Annotated in this window: 15 protein-coding genes; 7 read left to right on the forward strand and 8 right to left on the reverse strand. The window is 71.5% G+C overall.

Translation table 11 applies throughout. From position 1 onward, the window contains the following. Window positions 1–430: hypothetical protein (locus ACWDX9_RS10535; protein WP_449951510.1), on the reverse strand; the 430-nt coding region annotated here is incomplete at its 3' end. A 72-nt stretch (window positions 431–502) separates the two neighbouring features. On the opposite strand from ACWDX9_RS10535, the gene ACWDX9_RS10540 reads away from it, so the two are divergent. Next, complete coding sequence (locus ACWDX9_RS10540) at window positions 503–1,453, forward strand: hypothetical protein (RefSeq protein WP_449951513.1); 951 nt, start codon at window positions 503–505, stop codon at window positions 1,451–1,453. Here the strand turns inward: ACWDX9_RS10540 and ACWDX9_RS10545 are convergent. Then, window positions 1,450–1,812 (reverse strand): DUF5130 family protein, encoded by a 363-nt coding sequence (locus tag ACWDX9_RS10545; protein WP_350731525.1) that lies wholly within the window; start codon window positions 1,810–1,812, stop codon window positions 1,450–1,452. The two genes, ACWDX9_RS10540 and ACWDX9_RS10545, sit on opposite strands and share 4 nt — an antisense overlap. A gap of 7 nt (window positions 1,813–1,819) precedes the next feature. Continuing rightward, window positions 1,820–2,110, reverse strand: a complete 291-nt coding sequence (locus ACWDX9_RS10550; RefSeq protein ID WP_363980686.1) for a hypothetical protein — start codon at window positions 2,108–2,110, stop codon at window positions 1,820–1,822. A 256-nt stretch (window positions 2,111–2,366) separates the two neighbouring features. Between ACWDX9_RS10550 and ACWDX9_RS10555 the strand changes: the two genes are divergently transcribed. Next, entirely contained in the window at window positions 2,367–3,143 is a 777-nt protein-coding gene (locus ACWDX9_RS10555; protein WP_449951515.1) for a nuclease-related domain-containing protein, read from the forward strand. 49 nt (window positions 3,144–3,192) lie between these two features. Here the strand turns inward: ACWDX9_RS10555 and ACWDX9_RS10560 are convergent, their stop codons facing one another. Then, on the reverse strand, window positions 3,193–3,972 hold the full coding sequence (locus ACWDX9_RS10560; protein WP_449951517.1) for a TetR/AcrR family transcriptional regulator: 780 nt from the start codon (window positions 3,970–3,972) through the stop codon (window positions 3,193–3,195). A 97-nt stretch (window positions 3,973–4,069) separates the two neighbouring features. Between ACWDX9_RS10560 and ACWDX9_RS10565 the strand changes: the two genes are divergently transcribed. Continuing rightward, a complete protein-coding gene (locus ACWDX9_RS10565) occupies window positions 4,070–4,852 on the forward strand; it encodes a thioesterase family protein (protein WP_364246567.1) in 783 nt (260 codons plus the stop codon). Here ACWDX9_RS10565 and ACWDX9_RS10570 read toward each other — a convergent pair. Further along, on the reverse strand, window positions 4,849–7,545 hold the full coding sequence (locus tag ACWDX9_RS10570; protein WP_449951520.1) for a hypothetical protein: 2,697 nt from the start codon (window positions 7,543–7,545) through the stop codon (window positions 4,849–4,851). The two genes, ACWDX9_RS10565 and ACWDX9_RS10570, sit on opposite strands and share 4 nt — an antisense overlap. Window positions 7,546–7,691: 146 nt before the next feature. On the opposite strand from ACWDX9_RS10570, the gene ilvD reads away from it, so the two are divergent. The 3 genes from ilvD (at window position 7,692) to ACWDX9_RS10585 (ending at window position 11,129) form a co-directional block, all read left to right on the forward strand. After that, window positions 7,692–9,530 (forward strand): dihydroxy-acid dehydratase, encoded by a 1,839-nt coding sequence (gene ilvD / locus ACWDX9_RS10575; protein ID WP_449951522.1) that lies wholly within the window; start codon window positions 7,692–7,694, stop codon window positions 9,528–9,530. 161 nt (window positions 9,531–9,691) lie between these two features. Next, window positions 9,692–10,186 (forward strand): helix-turn-helix transcriptional regulator, encoded by a 495-nt coding sequence (locus ACWDX9_RS10580; protein WP_350731538.1) that lies wholly within the window; start codon window positions 9,692–9,694, stop codon window positions 10,184–10,186. Between the two features lie 67 nt (window positions 10,187–10,253). After that, window positions 10,254–11,129, forward strand: a complete 876-nt coding sequence (locus tag ACWDX9_RS10585) for a serine hydrolase (RefSeq protein ID WP_449951525.1) — start codon at window positions 10,254–10,256, stop codon at window positions 11,127–11,129. Window positions 11,130–11,145: 16 nt separating this feature from the next. On the opposite strand, the gene ACWDX9_RS10590 is transcribed toward ACWDX9_RS10585, so the two are convergent. The 3 genes from ACWDX9_RS10590 to ACWDX9_RS10600 are packed head-to-tail and all read right to left on the reverse strand — an operon-like array spanning window position 11,146 to window position 12,755. Then, window positions 11,146–11,349, reverse strand: coding sequence for an FmdB family zinc ribbon protein (locus tag ACWDX9_RS10590; RefSeq protein WP_355200186.1), 204 nt, complete (start codon window positions 11,347–11,349; stop codon window positions 11,146–11,148). A gap of 27 nt (window positions 11,350–11,376) precedes the next feature. Beyond that, window positions 11,377–12,201 (reverse strand): GNAT family N-acetyltransferase, encoded by an 825-nt coding sequence (locus ACWDX9_RS10595; protein WP_449951528.1) that lies wholly within the window; start codon window positions 12,199–12,201, stop codon window positions 11,377–11,379. Window positions 12,202–12,248: 47 nt separating this feature from the next. Further along, window positions 12,249–12,755 (reverse strand): HNH endonuclease, encoded by a 507-nt coding sequence (locus tag ACWDX9_RS10600; RefSeq protein ID WP_350731891.1) that lies wholly within the window; start codon window positions 12,753–12,755, stop codon window positions 12,249–12,251. A 285-nt stretch (window positions 12,756–13,040) separates the two neighbouring features. Here ACWDX9_RS10600 and ACWDX9_RS10605 point away from each other — a divergent pair, with 285 nt between their 5' ends. Beyond that, window positions 13,041–15,098 carry a prolyl oligopeptidase family serine peptidase gene (locus ACWDX9_RS10605; protein WP_449951531.1) on the forward strand — a complete coding sequence of 686 codons (2,058 nt, stop codon included), beginning with the start codon at window positions 13,041–13,043 and terminating at the stop codon, window positions 15,096–15,098. Window positions 15,099–15,133 lie beyond the last annotated feature (35 nt).

The following is a 15,133-nucleotide window of genomic DNA, read 5'->3' on the forward strand; positions in this document are numbered from 1 at the left end:
ACCGGCCGCTCGTGCCGCGCCGCCACCGCACGCTGCGGGCGGTGCTCACCGCGGCCGTCGCGGTGGTCGTCTCGGGGGTGGTGGCGGGGTCCGTCTGGCTGCGCCCGGCCGGCCCGGCGACCACCGTCGACGAGGTGTCGCCCACCGTGGACGCCACCTCGGTCACCGCCACCCCGCCCTCGCCGAGCACCAGGAAGCCGTCCACGCCCCCGGCCAGGCGCGCGCCGACCCCCAAGCCGACGGCGACCGGCAGCGTGACGCACGGGCCGAGCCCCAGCGCCTCGGCCTCCGCCACCCCGACCGTGACGCCCACCCCCTCGCCGACCACCTCGGAGCCCGAGCCCACGGCGGAGCCGACCACGGCCGGTCCGGAGGAGCCCCCGACCGCCGATCCCACGATCAGCCACTCTTCCGGCGAGATCCAGTGCATCCGCTCCCCGTGCCCGGGATGACGGTCTTTTGCGTGTCCTCAGCCGCTCGCCGATCGTGAGAGAGTCGTCGGGTGGACTCGACTCGTGACCTGCTCGTCGCCCTGGCCCGCCGCTATGCCTTCGCCGATCTCGGCGCGCTCGCGCCGGCCGCGGAGATCGCCGAGGTCTGCGAGTTCGGTCACCGGTTGCTCTCGCTCGACGCCGAGGACTTCGCGGCCGAGGCGAAGGGTGTCCCGGCCGACCTGCGGCGGCGCGCCCGGGCCTGTCACATGCCGCAGACGCCGCGCGAGCAGCCTCGTGGGGCGCTGGAGTCGCTGCGGCCCGCGTACGGCCTGCTGCTCGAGGTGATCGCCGCACGGTGGCACCGGCGGGAGCTGAGCCCGATGATCGCCGCGGTCCACATCGCCAGCGAATACCTGCCGCTGCTGGCCTTCGAGCCCCAGCTCGGCCACGCCGGCGACCCGGCCCGCTGGCCCGAGGGGCTGAGCGCGCCGGGGAGCCGTTTCGGCGTGATCGGCGACCGGGAGTGCGACCACACCAAGTCCGAGCAGTCCGCCACCAACCGGACGCTGCGGGTGTCCCTGGAGCCGGGCGAGGGCTGGCGCGCGTACTTCGACCGGCAGCACAGCCAGGTCGCCGGCGCGCTCGCCGTCTGCGTCGCCACCTGCCGCAACCCGTGCACGGCCATGGACTGGATCGCGCCCGAGCCGCGCGCCGACCTCCACGTCCGGGCCCGCACGGCGCTCACCTTCGCCGACACCCCCCTCGTCCGGCTGCGGCACGCGGCCCCGGTGGGGCACGGGTTCGGGGTGCCGTCGCCCGAAGAGGTGCTCGACGCCTGGGAGCGCAGCCGCGCCGCCCTCGACAAGAATCCCGTCGGGGCCGCGGCCATGCGGGACGACGGGTTCCCGCTGCCCGGGCTGCCCTCGCTGTTCTCGGCCGTCGCGACCGCGCCCATCGAGCCCGCGACGCTGCTGAGCGGGGTCAGCGAGCACATCGTCGACCTGCTCCAACGCCTCTAGCGGCGGGCGGTGGCCTGCTCCCCCAGGGCGCCGATGCCGTAGAGGAGGCCGCCCACCAGATCGCCCACGCTGAACGCCGTCGCCATCGACATCGCCGTGAGCCGGCAGGAGCCGTCCGTCAGACGCCTGCGGGCGTTCTCGCCCGTCACGATCTCCAGCGCGCGGCCCTTCAGGTCGACGAGGAGCACCACGGCGTCGCCGGCCTCCTCGCCCAGGGCCGCGTGCAGGCGTTCGGCGAAGTGGCGGCGCGAGCCCACCGGATCCCCCAGGAACACCCCGAACCGCAGCCCGCTGCGCCGCTCGGCGGTGTGCAGGGCGCGCCTGACGTCGTCGGCCTGTGCGGCCGTCAGTCCTCGCATCGTCACATCACCATCCCGCGGAAGCCCCGCCGAGGTGTCCGCCGGGCTCGGCCGTCTCGGCGGCGGCCACCCAGTCGCGCTCCGGGACGTCCGCCCAGTGCGCCACCCGGTCGGCCAGCACCAGGTCCGAGGTGCTCACGCCACGCTCGCTCCTGGACGGGCCGCCCAGCCACACCGGGCCGGACTCCACCCGGCGCTGCGCGCTGCGCCCCGGCAGCAGGACCAGCAGGCTGATCACGATGAACAGCCCGAACGACACCCCGATGAGAAAGAGCAGAATCTCGCCTGCGCTGTGCACATCTTGAACGTAATCCCGATGTGGACAGCGGGCCAGACCCCACCTGGGAGTGTCCACCAGGTAAGATCTTTTTTGAGACGACATCTCTAGAGAAGAACGTAGAACATACCCCGAAAACATGCGTGGAACACGATGAGCTGGGCCATAAAACTATGGACAGGGCAACACTAGGAATCGTTCCGATCTCCGAGCTACGGTGAGTTACGTGGACTCCGACATCCAGCGTGAAGACGGTCACAATGCGTCACCAATCTGGGTGAGCGACCGGTCAGAGAGCGAGCAGACCGCTGCCGCGAAGCCTTCGGCGCCCACCTCCACGTACGCGCCCATCGAGCGCGCGTCCGTGCGTAGCCTGCTGCAACAACCGCAGTTCCACCGCCTGCGCAACCGCGCGCTGGTGGGGATCGGCGTCGCGGTGGTGGTGGGCTTCCTCGTGAGCGACTGGCGGCTGGGCGTGACCGCGGGTGTGATCGCGGCCGTCGCCGAGGCGGTCTATCGCTCGCGATCCCATTCGTCCGTGCCCGCCTGGCGGCGCACCTCCGTGGCGGAGCGCCGTACCGAGGCGCAGCTGCGCAAGCTCGAACGCGCCGGCTATCGCACGCTCCACGCCAGGGCGATCCCCAACAGCGAGGCCCAGATCGACCATCTCGTGGTGGGCCCGACCGGCGTGTACGCGGTCGACTCCGAGAAGTGGGACAAGCGGCTCCCGGTGCGGGTGCAGATGGGCAAGAAGCTCTTCCACGGCCCCTTCGACAAGAAGGCCCGCCTCACCGAGGCGAAGTGGGAGGCGTCGCAGGCCAGCGAGCTGATCACCCAGTCGTTCGGCCGCGAGGTCTCGGTCGTGCCCTCGCTCGCCATCTACGGCCCGCCGGTGCCGTGGAAGATCATGACCATCCGCGGCGTGGACGTCTACCAGGGCGACCGCGCACGCAAGTGGATCACCAAGCGGGAGCGGGCCCTGACCGACGGCGAGATCGACCGGATCTTCGACATCGCCGCCCAGGTCCTGCCCGCCCGCTACGGCGAAGACTAGGCCCCGGCCCGGGCATACCCGTTCGATATGGCGTGGTCCGGGCCGACGGTCATTCCCCAGCCCCGCCGGGCTCGTCCCCGCGGGGCTTTTCCACGCCTGAGGCCACGCCTGAGGCCACGCCTGAGGCCACGCCTGAGGCCACGCCTGAGGTCACGCCCGAGGCCAGGCGCGCGCCGAAGTCGTCCAGGGCGGCGGCCAGGTCCGCGCTCGGCGGGAGCGTCTGCGGCAGGCGCGAGTACACGGCGGTGCCGAACCCGGCGACGCGGACGATGTGGTCGATGAGCGCCTCCCTGTCGCGCGGCCACGGGAACGACGGCTGGGCGATCAGCAGCGAGACGCAGCCGTGCACGGCCGACCACATGCCCAGCGCGAGCTCCTCGGGATCGCCCTCCAGCACGCGTGTCTCGACGCAGGCCGAGACCGCGTCGACCATGTGACGGAAGCACTCGGCGGCGGCCGGCGGCACGCCCGGCCCGGCCGTGGCCCGCATCATCAGCACCCGGTACTGCACCGGATGCTCCAGGGCGAAGCGGGCGTAGGCGCGCCCGCACCTGCCCAGGGCGAGGAACGGGTCGCCGCCCAGGTTCTCCCTGAACATCCGGCCGAACTCTCCCCAGACCCGCAGGCAGACCGCCTCGACCAGCGCCTCCTTGTCGGCGAAGTGCAGGTAGACGGAGGGCGTGGAGACGCCGGCCCGCAGGGCGACCGCGCGTAGCGTGAGCGCGTCCTCGCTGCCGGACTCGGCCAGCAGGTCCTCGGCGGCCCGCAGGATCTCCTCGCGCAGCAGCGCTCCCTCTCCGCGCCTGGCGCGTACGCGTCTGGTGGTCATGGGTCTCAGGTTGACGCCGTCAGGTTAACGATGTCAATCTGAGGACCCTGGGGAAGGGATTTACTGAAAAATGGGGAATTTTAGCGAAGCGACCGCCTTGACCGATCGAGGCGAAGGCGAGTTCGGGGCCGTGCTGGACGCCCAGTGGAGCGTCGGCAACCGGCTGCACGGCGGCTACCTGCTGGCCGTGCTCGCCAGAGCCGCCTGCGAGAGCCCGGCGGGCGCGGGCCACCCGCACGTGACGGCCGTCAGCGGCTCCTTCATCGAGCCGCCCGAGCCCGGCGAGGCCGTGGCCCGGGTGGAGACGCTGCGGGTCGGCAGGAGCGTGGCCCAGGTCAGGGCCGCGCTGGTACAGGAGGGCCGCATCCGCGTCGAGTCGCACATCACGCTCGGCCTGCTGGACGACACCGGCCCCTGGTGGTCCTCGCACGAGCCGGTCGAGCTGCCGCCCGAGGAAAACTGCTTCCTGGCTCCCACCAACCCTCCCGGCACGGACCTCACGGTGCCGCTGATGGCCGTGGTCGAGGAGCGCATCGTCCCCGAGCACCTGTCCTTCGCGTTCGGCGCCCCCACCCGGGCCGGCGTCATCGCGAGCTGGCAGCGGCTGGCGGACGGCTCCGACTGGGACCCGCTGAGCCTGCTGGTGGCGCTCGACCCGGTGCCGCCGGTGTCGTTCGACCTGGGCCTGTCCGGGTGGGTGCCGACGATCCAGCTCTCGGCGTACATCCGCAGGCTGCCCGCTCCCGGGCCGATCAGGGTGCGGCTGGCGGCCACGGACGTCGGCGGCGACCGGATGGACGAGGTGGCCCACGTCTGGGACGACAAGGGCCGCCTGGTGGCCCAGGCGACCCAGCTCGCCGCCGTACGGCTGCCGTCCTAGCGGTAGATCTCCGGGACCGAGGCGCACCACGGGAAGATCTCGCTCCGGCTGGAACGGGTGACGTCGCCGCACAGGCCGACCTGGGTCGGCCGCTCGGCCCCCTTGGCGTGCAGGATCAGCACCGCCTTGTCCAGGGGATACTGCCGGGGCGAGTCCGCGCCGAAGTCGAGCGCGCCCGTGGCGCCCTCGATGGCGTGCCCGCTCTGGTCGGGCGTGTAGAGCGTGCCGAGCTGGCGCCAGACGGTGTACGAGTTCACCGGCACGCGGTGCCGCTCCCTGCCCAGCCGCCGGATGGCGGTGATCATCGTCTCCGTGGCGTCGTAGGCCAGGGCGGCGTGCCCGTCCAGCGTCCGCCCCGGCCCCGGCTCCTCGCACTCGAAGGGGAACGTGGCGAACAGGGTCGCGTAGAAGTCGTGCCGCTGCGGCTCGCCGCACTTGTTCGGCGCGGCGGCGAACGACTCGTAGTAGTAGCCCACGCCGCTGACGGCCGATCTGACGCGCACGTCCGCGGCGTACCTGGTGACGTCGTCGCCGCCGAGGATGGTCGGCGGCGCGTCCGCGCACTTGTCGGCCACCCCCTTCACGAACTCGGCGAAGTCGGGAATCCCGCGCCCGGCGAAGTACACCAGCCCGTCGAACCCGCACGCCGACACCCCCGCGTCCCTGGGCTCCCCCGCGTAGGGGTCGTCGCTGCGGTCGTCGGGGCCCGGCTTGGCCCCTCCGACGGGCGTGAACCTGAGCCCCTCCACCGCGAACCCGCGCTCCTCCATCCGGGCGACGACCCGGGCCCTGAGGTTGGAGGCGTAGTAGTCGGTCACGTCGTGCGAGTAGTAGACCCGGGCCCGCCGCTTCACCTCGCCCTTCTTGACCAGCGAGTCGGCGAAGGCGGCCGCCATCCACGCCTGGCGGGAGTTCTGCGGGGCGACCTGGAAGTAGAACGGCGACTCGTTCACGAGGCGGTCGGCCGACAGCGTCGAGGCCACCATGGGCAGTCCGGCCTTGCCCAGCTCCTGGATGGCCGCGACGGTCTCCTGGCGGCTCTGGTCCAGGCCCACCACGCCCACGATGGGCGCCTCCTCGTCGCGGTGGCGCAGCAGCAGCCGGGCGATGCTCGAGCCGTGCTCCATCCTGCCGCCCGCGTTCGCCAGGAGGATGCGGACCAGCGGCTCGCTGGCGCCGGCGGAGTTGTTCTGCCGCCTCTGCGCGATGGCGACGCCCGCCAGGCCCTCGCGGGCGGCGGCCAGCGTGTCCCGGTCCGTGGAGGTGAGCGCGGCGAGGTAGGCGATCGTCACGTACGGCCGGTCGCCGCCCTCGTGCAGCTTCGCGGCCCGCTCGTTCTCCTGCTGGAGCACGGCCTGGACCTGCCGCATCTCGGTGTTGCCCGGCGAGAACAGGTAGTCGGGCTCGGCCACGCCCACGCACTCGGTGCCGGCCAGCTGCCTGCCGCTCTCCGTCCACGGCGTCCACAGGCCGGTCGCGCAGGCGTTGCGGTGCCAGGCGGCGGTCTGGCCCGCGTACGCGCCGACGGCGCCCGCCAGGGCCATCCAGAACAGCGCGATGGCCGTCCAGGACGACCACCACGGCGCCACGCGGGCGAGCGGCACGAAGGCGGGGTCGGCGACGTCGTACCTGGTGAGGTCGGCGGGCACGGGCGGCGCCGAGATGGTGAGCGGCGTGTCCAGCACCCGCCGCCACGTGTCGCGGTCCTCGGCCGTGACCAGCTCGCGGCGCCAGCGGATGAGCCGCCACACCGAATCCTCGTCGTCCTCCAGGAGCACGGCGTCCGGCGTGTAGGAGACCACCACGACCGGATCGAACCTGCCGAGGTCCGCGCGCCGCTCCTCGACGAGCTCGACGAGCGCCTCGCCGTGCTCGTTGAGCAGCAGGAGCGGATAGAAGACGTGGCCCGCGCCCCGCACGTGCAGCGGGGAGCGCCGGTACTGCCCGCTCAGGTCGTCCATGAACGCGCGCAGCAGCAGCCGCGCGACGCCCGGCTCGTCGGCCGGGTCCAGGTCGGCCAGCAGGGCGGCGACGCCGGGGGCCTTGGAGCCGTCGTCCGACAGCGCGCGCCGCAGCCAGCGGAACCGCCCGCCGAGTCCGGGCACGCGCCCGCTGAGCCGCAGGTCGTGCAGGAAGCCGGGTAACAGCTTGAGCAGCAGGTTGAGCGGGAACGGGACGTGTTCGGCGCCCCTGCCCGCGGTGTCGACGCCCCACCCCCAGTTGCGGTCGGACTCGCGCAGCACGCGGCGGGCCTGGTCCTCCTTGCCGTGCGACTCGGCCAGCCGCTCGACGATCTGGGCGGTCAGCTGATAGCGCGGGAAGCGCAGTCTCGTGCCGCGCAGGGCGGACACGATCCGGGAGAGGATCTTCGGCACCTTTTCGCCCGGCTGGATGTCGGGGCGGGCACGCGGGATCCCGCGCGAGATGACGGGCGTGGCCTGCCTGTCCTGCGGCGCCAGGATCTCCGGCCAGTCGCCCGCCTCGCTCAGCTGGACCAGCGGGATGCCCATCCGTTCGACGTGCTGCTTCTTGTCCTCTTCCCCTCGCCACCTGGCCAGCCGTGGCTGCCTGGCGACGTGCGGCGAGTCCTGCACCCCCTCGCCCCTGGCCGGTCTGCGGCACAGGCGGTCTATCGTGTGGATGAAGTTGCCGACCCTGGCGGGGTCGTCGAGCATGACTGCCCCGTTGCTCATCTGATCTCTGTAACACGAGTCCGGGCGCGGACGGCTGCTTTTTCGGGCTCGATCCGGTAACCAACCGTCCGATGTGTGGACACGTGTCTCAGTTGCCGGGCAGTGGCCGTAACATGTGAAGACTCGCTAGCGATGGGAGATGCCCAATGCCCGCCCTCAGGTCACGTACAGTCACCCACGGCAGGAACATGGCCGGTGCCCGGGCCCTGCTCCGGGCGACCGGCGTAGCCGGGAGCGACTTCGGCAAGCCGATCATCGCGGTGGCCAACAGCTACACCCAGTTCGTGCCGGGTCACGTGCATCTCAAGGACGTCGGCGAGGTGGTGTCGGCCGCGATCCGGGAGGCCGGGGCGATCCCGCGGGAGTTCAACACGATCGCCGTGGACGACGGCATCGCGATGGGCCACGGCGGCATGCTCTACTCGCTCCCGTCGCGCGAGCTGATCGCCGACTCCGTCGAGTACATGGTCAACGCGCATTGCGCGGACGCGCTGATCTGCGTCTCCAACTGCGACAAGATCACGCCGGGCATGCTGCTGGCCGCGTTCAGGCTGAACATTCCGACGATCTTCGTCTCCGGCGGGCCCATGGAGGCCGGCAAGATCCCCGGCAAGAAGCTCGACCTCATCGACCCGATGATCGCCGCCGCCGACGACTCCGTCTCCGACGCCGCGCTGCTGGAGATGGAGGAGAGCGCCTGCCCGACCTGCGGCTCGTGCTCCGGCATGTTCACCGCCAACTCCATGAACTGCCTGGCCGAGGCCATCGGCCTCGCGCTGCCCGGCAACGGCACGATCCTGGCCACGCACAAGGCGCGCAAGAAGCTGTTCGAGGACGCGGGCCGCCAGCTCGTGGAGATCACCCGCCGCTACTACGAGGACGACGACGTCTCGGTGCTGCCGCGCGCGATCGCCACCCGCGACGCGTTCGAGAACGCGATGACGCTCGACGTCGCGATGGGCGGCTCGACCAACACGATCCTGCACATCCTGGCCGCCGCCCGCGAGGCCGGCGTCGACTTCGGGCTCAAGGAGATCAACGAGATCTCGCTGCGGGTGCCGTGCGTCTGCAAGGTCGCCCCGGCCACGAACAAGTACCACATCGAGGACGTCCACCGCGCCGGCGGCATCCCCGGCATCCTGGGCGAGCTCGACCGGGCCGGGCTGCTGCACCGCGACGTGCCCACCGTGAACGGCGGCTCGCTGGCCGACATGCTGGCCGCCTGGGACGCGAAGTCGCCGACGGTGCTGCCCGAGGCCGTCGAGCTCTGGCACGCGGCCCCCGGCAACGTGCGCACGGTCAAGCCGTACTCGCAGGACAACCGCTGGGACGACCTCGACCTCGACCGCGCGGCCGGGTGCATCCGCGACCTGGAGCACGCCTACACCGCGGACGGCGGCCTGGCCGTCCTCTACGGCAACATCTCGCGCGACGGCGCGGTGGTGAAGACGGCCGGCGTGGACGAGTCGATCTGGAAGTTCAGCGGGCCCGCGGTGGTGTTCGAGTCGCAGGACGACGCGGTCGAGGGCATCCTCGGCGGGCGCGTCAAGGAGGGTGACGTGGTGGTCATCCGCTACGAGGGCCCCAAGGGCGGTCCCGGCATGCAGGAGATGCTCTACCCGACGTCCTTCCTCAAGGGCAGGGGGCTCGGCAAGGCCTGCGCGCTGGTCACCGACGGCCGCTTCTCCGGCGGCACCTCCGGCCTGTCCATCGGCCACGCCTCGCCCGAGGCCGCCGAGGGCGGCGCGATCGCGCTGGTCGAGGACGGCGACATCATCGACATCGACATCCCCAACCGGTCGATGGAGCTGCGGGTGCCCGAGGCCGAGCTGGCCGCGCGGCGCGAGCGGCTCCTGGCCGACCTGGGCGGATACCGGCCGCGCGACCGCAACCGGCCGGTGAGCGCGGCCCTGCAGGCGTACGCGGCGATGACCACGTCCGCCTCCACGGGCGCCTCGCGCGACCTGTCCCAGCTGTCGCGCTGATTTGGTAAGCCTGTGATGGATCCGCAGCGCAGCGAGGACATCCATCACAGGACCGCCGGCGCAGCACGGCCAGAGAACACTCACTGTGCGGTAGGTGACAAGGAGCTTGCCTGCCGCACAGGTTTTCGAAAAATGTCGGTCGTCGTCTCTAATATTGGGGTATGACGACAGTCGTGAAGCACGATACTCGCCCGCTGACGACCGCCGAGATCGCCGCCCTCGCCCTCTCCCTCGCTCACCTCGGATCGGGCCCGCAGGCCGTCACCGCACGGCGCGGCCTGCAACACGCACTCGAGCACCTGGAGCTCGACGACGACGTCATCGCCACCACGCTCACGACCCTGACCGAGCCGCTGCCCGTCGAGGTCGCCTCCAGAGCCAGACTCATGGCCGACGCCATCACCAGCCGTCTCATGATCCGCCTCCACTACCGCGACGCCTCCGGCATCATCACCTCGCGCGACGTCGAGCCGGTGACGTGCCTGGTCCACCGCGAATACTGGTATCTGGTCGGCGTGTGCAGGATGCGCCGGGGGATCAGGGCGTTCCGGTTCGACCGGATCATCGCGGTCGAACCCACGCTCACGCCGTCCCGTCCGCACCTGGCCGACCGGTTCCTCCCGTTCCAGCGCCGCAAGCGCCCCAGGGCCGCCTAGGAAACTGACCGGCGTTTGACCTTCCGCGCCCCCGGCCTTTGGGGTGGCGGCTGGCAGGCTCCCGCACATGCGCGTTCGGGGGATCTCGCTCGTCGTTGCCCTGCTGGCCGTGGCCGGCTGTGCAAACCCGTCAACCGTCGTCCCGCCTCAGGCCGCCTCCTTCGGGCAGCCGGGCGGGGTGGTCGTCGAGAGCGTGCTGCCAGTTGCCGCGCGGCGCGCTCTCGACCGCACGCTGGACCAATACCTGCGCGAACGCCCCGGGCGCGCGGCGCTGGCCGTCTACGACCGCACGACCGGCGCCAGGTACTCCTACCGCGAGCGCACGCCGTTCGTGCTGGCCAGCGTGGCGAAGATGGACATCCTGCTGGCGTTCCTGCTGGGCAAGCAGGGCGAGCTGAGCGCGTACGAGCGCACGCTGACCTCCAAGATGATCCGCGAGAGCGACAACGACTGCGCGCACGAGCTCTACCTGACGGTCGGCGGCCAGAAGGGGCTCACCAGGGTCCTGCGCCGGCTCGGCGTCGAGCAGACGTGGCCGGGGCCCGGGCTGTACTGGGGAACGACCCGTAGCCGGCCGTCCGACCAGGTCAAGGTGCTGGAGTGGCTCACGGACCCCGCGGGGCCGCTGCCGGCCTCCGACCGGCGCTACGCGCTGAAGCTCATGTCGTCCGTGGAGCCGTCGCAGGCGTGGGGGGTCAGCTCGGCCGGGGGCGACGTGGCGCTCAAGAACGGCTGGCTGCCCGTGGACGCGCACGACGGGCTGTGGACGATCAACAGCGTGGGCCGGCTCGGCGTGGACGGCCACGACGTGCTCATCGCGGTGCTGTCGGAGCGCAGCCCGACCATGGAGACGGGGATCGCCACGGTCGAGCGGCTCGCCAAGCTGGCGGTGGAGGAGCTGACGCGTTCGCAGGCGACCTTCACCGCCGCCCAGGTGTTCTAGGCCGTCACAGGCCGTCTTACGAGCAGCACCCTCCGCCGCAGCAGCCGCCCCCGCTCGCCTTCGGAGCGGCCGCGCCGCCCGTCATGGACACCGTGGACAGCAGCTTCACCGTGTCGTCGTGGCCGTCGGGGCAGGTGGCCGGGTCGTCGGAGGCCGACATGGGACGGGAGACCTCGAACGTGGAGCCGCAGGCGCGGCAGCGGAAGTCATAACGCGGCATGACCCTAAGAGTAGCCGCAGACTCCTGCTAGCTGCGATGGCCCGCTGAACGCGGACCATCGTAAGTCATGTGCTCGAAGTCGGACACGGGCACGTAGCCGATCGACTGGTAGATGGCGTTGCTCGTCGGGTTGCCCAGGTCGGTGAAGAGCACCACCTGGTCGCAGCGCTCGGCCAGGCCGACCTGGCTGGCGTACGCGGTGACCGCGGCGCCGTAGCCGTTCCTGCGGCACGAGGGCGGCGTGTAGACGGGCCCGATGCGGCAGACCCCGCCGACCGCCGGGGAGAGCGCGGCCAGCGAGACCGGCGCCTCACCCGCCTCCCACACGAACAGCTCGCGGGCCGCCACCCGCCGCGCGACCGACTCGACCACGTCGTCGCCCATGCCCATCCGCACCTCTTCGGCGAACGCCTGGTACCAGCTGACCAGCAGCGGGAAGTCGGCGGGGGCGGCGAGCCTGCCGCGTCCGGGCGTGCCGGGGACGGCGAGCGCCCCCAAGCGGTAGAGCCGCTCGGGCACCAGCCGCCCAGGCGCCCCCAGCAGCCGCTTGACCTCGGAGGTCAGCTCCACCCTGCCCACGACCTCGGCGGGGTCTCCGAGGGCGGCCAGGAGCGGCTCGACGGCCTCCAAGGGCATGTCGGCGAGCCCGACCGGGTGCGGCGGGGTGTGGAAGACCGCGCCGCGAACCTCGCCGTCGACCGTCCACCAGCCGAACCGGGGATCCTTCGCGGGCATGCCGGCGCGCAGGTTGGCGAGGACGGTCAACGCGACCGTGTTGCGCACCGGGTCGCCGAGCAGGAAGGGCTCGGCGACCGCGGCGTACTCCTCAACATCTGAGGTGAAGGTCCACATGCCTGCTCATGGTGTCAGGCGGTGGCCACCCCTTACAAAGCGATATCTCAGGCCGCGGCCTCGAGGTAAGGCGCCCATTGGGGGTCTCCGATCAGCGACGCGCCGATGAGCCTCCAGTGAGCGCCCCGTGGCACCGCGGGGCTGAAGCGCAGCGTCCACCCCAGCTCCTCCAGGTACTTGTCGGCCTTCCTGTGGTTGCACGTGGTGCAGGAGGCGACACAGTTTTCCCAGGTGTGGGTGCCGCCCCGGGACCGCGGGATGACGTGGTCGATGGTCTCGGCCCGCTGCCCGCAGTAGGCGCAGCGGTAGTCGTCGCGCCTCATGAGGGCGGCCCTGGTCAGCGGGATGCGGGACCGGTAGGGGATGCGGACATATCTTCTCAGCCTGATCACCGAGGGGACGTCGAGCGTGTGGCTGGCGGAGCGCAGGACCGCGCCCCTGCCGTCACGGTGGACGACGTCGGCCTTCTCCCGCAGCACCAGCACGACGGCCCGGTGCAGGGAAAGGGTGGTCAGCGGTTCGTAGGTGGCATTAAGCAGCAGGACCTGGCGCATCATGGGGCCTCTCCCTGCTGCGCGCGTATCAAAGGGGACATGCCGTGGCATGTCCCGACTGTCGGCCCCTCCTGGGGCACTTGTGCTTCCGTCACGTGGACCTCCGCCGGACGGTCCAGCGGATGGTCACCACGGCACCGTCCTGTCACCAAGTCTGGCGTTTGCACCCCGGTCCCCGCCACCCCAAATATCCTCCAACCGGAATGGACCAGAGGGACACACGTTACGTTTTATGCCCGCTTCACCAGCGCTTTACGCATGTCCTTTGGCAGTAGGGTTCCCAGCATGAAGCAGGAGCCGTACCCGACCGCACGCCGCGAAGACACCGTCGACACCCTGCACGGCACGCCCGTGCCGGATCCTTATCGATGGCTGGAGGATCCCGACAGTCCCGAGACGAAGGGGTGGCTGCAGGAGCAGGCCGAGCTGTTCAGCAGGGGCAGCGGGCCGCAGCGGTTCAAGAGCCGCATCGCCGAGCTGCTCAGGTCCGGCTCGGTCGGCGCGCCGGCGTGGCGCGGTGGCCGCCACTTCTTCAGCCGCCGCACGCCCGACCAGGAGCACGCCGTCTACTACGTCGTCGAGCCCGACGGGACCGAGCGGGCGCTGATCGACCCGATGGAGATCGACCCGTCGGGGTTGACCACGCTCGACGCCGTGCAGCCCGACAAGGAGGGGCGGCTGCTGGCGTACCAGATCTCCGTGGGCGGCAACGAGGAGTCGATCCTCTACGTCATGGACGTCACCACGGGCGAGCGCGTCGAGGGGCCGATCGACCGCTGCCGCTACTCCCCCATCGCGTGGCTGCCCGGCGGGGAGGCGTACTTCTACGTCCGCAGGCTGCCCAGCACCGAGGTCCCGGAGAACGAGACCCAGTTCCACCGCCGCGTCTACCTGCACCGCGTCGGCACCTCCACCGAGGACGACGTGATGATCTTCGGCCAGGGGCTGAAGATGACCAACTACTACGGCGTCTCGGTCTCGCGTGACGGCCGCTGGCTGCAGGTCTCGGCGCACGAGGGCACCGCGCCGCGCAACGACCTCTGGGTGGCCGACCTGACCGCGTCCCCGGCCCACCGGCCGGACCTGCGGGTCGTGCAGGAGGGCGTGGACGCGCAGGCGGGGCTGCTGTTCGGCCGCGACGGCAGGCTCTACGTCCACACCGACCGCGACGCGCCCAGGGCCCGGGTGTGCGTCACCGACCCGGCCGAGCCGGGCTTCGAGACCTGGCGCGACCTCATCCCCGAGGACCCCGAGGCGGTGCTGAACGACTTCGCGATCCTCGACGACCTGGAGCGCCCGGTCATCCTGGTGGGCTGGACCCGCCACGCGATCAGCGAGATCACCGTCCACGACCTGGAGACCGGCGAGCGCGTCGGCGAGGTGCCCACGCCGGGGCTCGGCTCCGTCGGAAGCCTCTCCGAGCGCCCCGAGGGCGGCTACGAGGCGTGGTTCGGCTACACCGACAACACCAGGCCGCCCTCCGTCCAGCGCTACGACGCCAGGACCGGCGAGACCACGCTCTGGGCCGCCTCCCCGGGCGCGGTCGAGGTGCCCCCGGTGCGCACCTCGCAGGTCGTGTACCAGTCCAAGGACGGCACCGACGTCCGCATGCTGATCATCTCCCCCGCCGACGACACGCCCGGGCCGCGCCCCACCATCCTGTACGGCTACGGCGGCTTCGGCCTGTCGATGACCCCCGGCTACTCGGCGTCGATCCTGGCCTGGGTCGAGGCCGGCGGGGTCTACGCCATCGCCAACCTGCGCGGCGGCGGCGAGGAGGGCGAGGAGTGGCACCGCGCGGGCATGCTCGGCAACAAGCAGAACGTGTTCGACGACTTCCACGCGGCGGCCGAGCACCTCATCGCCACCGGCGTGACCACGCCCGAGCAGCTCGGCATCTCCGGCGGCTCCAACGGCGGCCTGCTGGTGGGCGCCGCGCTGACGCAGCGGCCGGAGCTGTACGCGGCCGTGGTCTGCTCGGCGCCGCTGCTCGACATGGTCAGGTACGAGCAGTTCGGGCTCGGCGCCACCTGGAACGTCGAGTACGGCACCGTCGAGGACCCCGAGCAGTTCGGCTGGCTGCTGGGCTACTCGCCCTACCACCACGTCCAGGAGTCGGTGAACTACCCCGCCACGCTCTTCACCGTCTTCCAGTCCGACACGCGCGTGCACCCGCTGCACGCGTGGAAGCTGTGCGCGGCGTTGCAGCACTCCTCGACCGGCGACCGCCCGGTGCTGCTGCGCAACGAGGCCGAGGTGGGGCACGGCGCCCGGTCGGTGAGCAGGTCGGTCGACCTGTCGGCCGACACGCTCACCTTCCTCGCCCGCCACACCGGTCTGTAACCTCGACGGCATGAGCGCGCTGGGGCCGGCCATGA

This window comes from Nonomuraea sp. NPDC003201 (assembly GCF_053590415.1).

Bases quoted from the DNA above. Each gene is read 5' to 3' on its own strand.
- ACWDX9_RS10560 (WP_449951517.1), bottom strand. From the start codon at position 3,972: ATGACCACCAGACGCGTACGCGCCAGGCGCGGAGAGGGAGCGCTGCTG.
- ACWDX9_RS10585 (WP_449951525.1), top strand. From the start codon at position 10,254: ATGCGCGTTCGGGGGATCTCGCTCGTCGTTGCCCTGCTGGCCGTGGCC.
- ACWDX9_RS10605 (WP_449951531.1), top strand. From the start codon at position 13,041: ATGAAGCAGGAGCCGTACCCGACCGCACGCCGCGAAGACACCGTCGAC.
- ACWDX9_RS10570 (WP_449951520.1), bottom strand. From the start codon at position 7,545: ATGAGCAACGGGGCAGTCATGCTCGACGACCCCGCCAGGGTCGGCAAC.
- ilvD (WP_449951522.1), top strand. From the start codon at position 7,692: ATGCCCGCCCTCAGGTCACGTACAGTCACCCACGGCAGGAACATGGCC.
- ACWDX9_RS10545 (WP_350731525.1), bottom strand. From the start codon at position 1,812: ATGCGAGGACTGACGGCCGCACAGGCCGACGACGTCAGGCGCGCCCTG.
- ACWDX9_RS10595 (WP_449951528.1), bottom strand. From the start codon at position 12,201: ATGTGGACCTTCACCTCAGATGTTGAGGAGTACGCCGCGGTCGCCGAG.
- ACWDX9_RS10590 (WP_355200186.1), bottom strand. From the start codon at position 11,349: ATGCCGCGTTATGACTTCCGCTGCCGCGCCTGCGGCTCCACGTTCGAG.
- ACWDX9_RS10580 (WP_350731538.1), top strand. From the start codon at position 9,692: ATGACGACAGTCGTGAAGCACGATACTCGCCCGCTGACGACCGCCGAG.
- ACWDX9_RS10600 (WP_350731891.1), bottom strand. From the start codon at position 12,755: ATGCGCCAGGTCCTGCTGCTTAATGCCACCTACGAACCGCTGACCACC.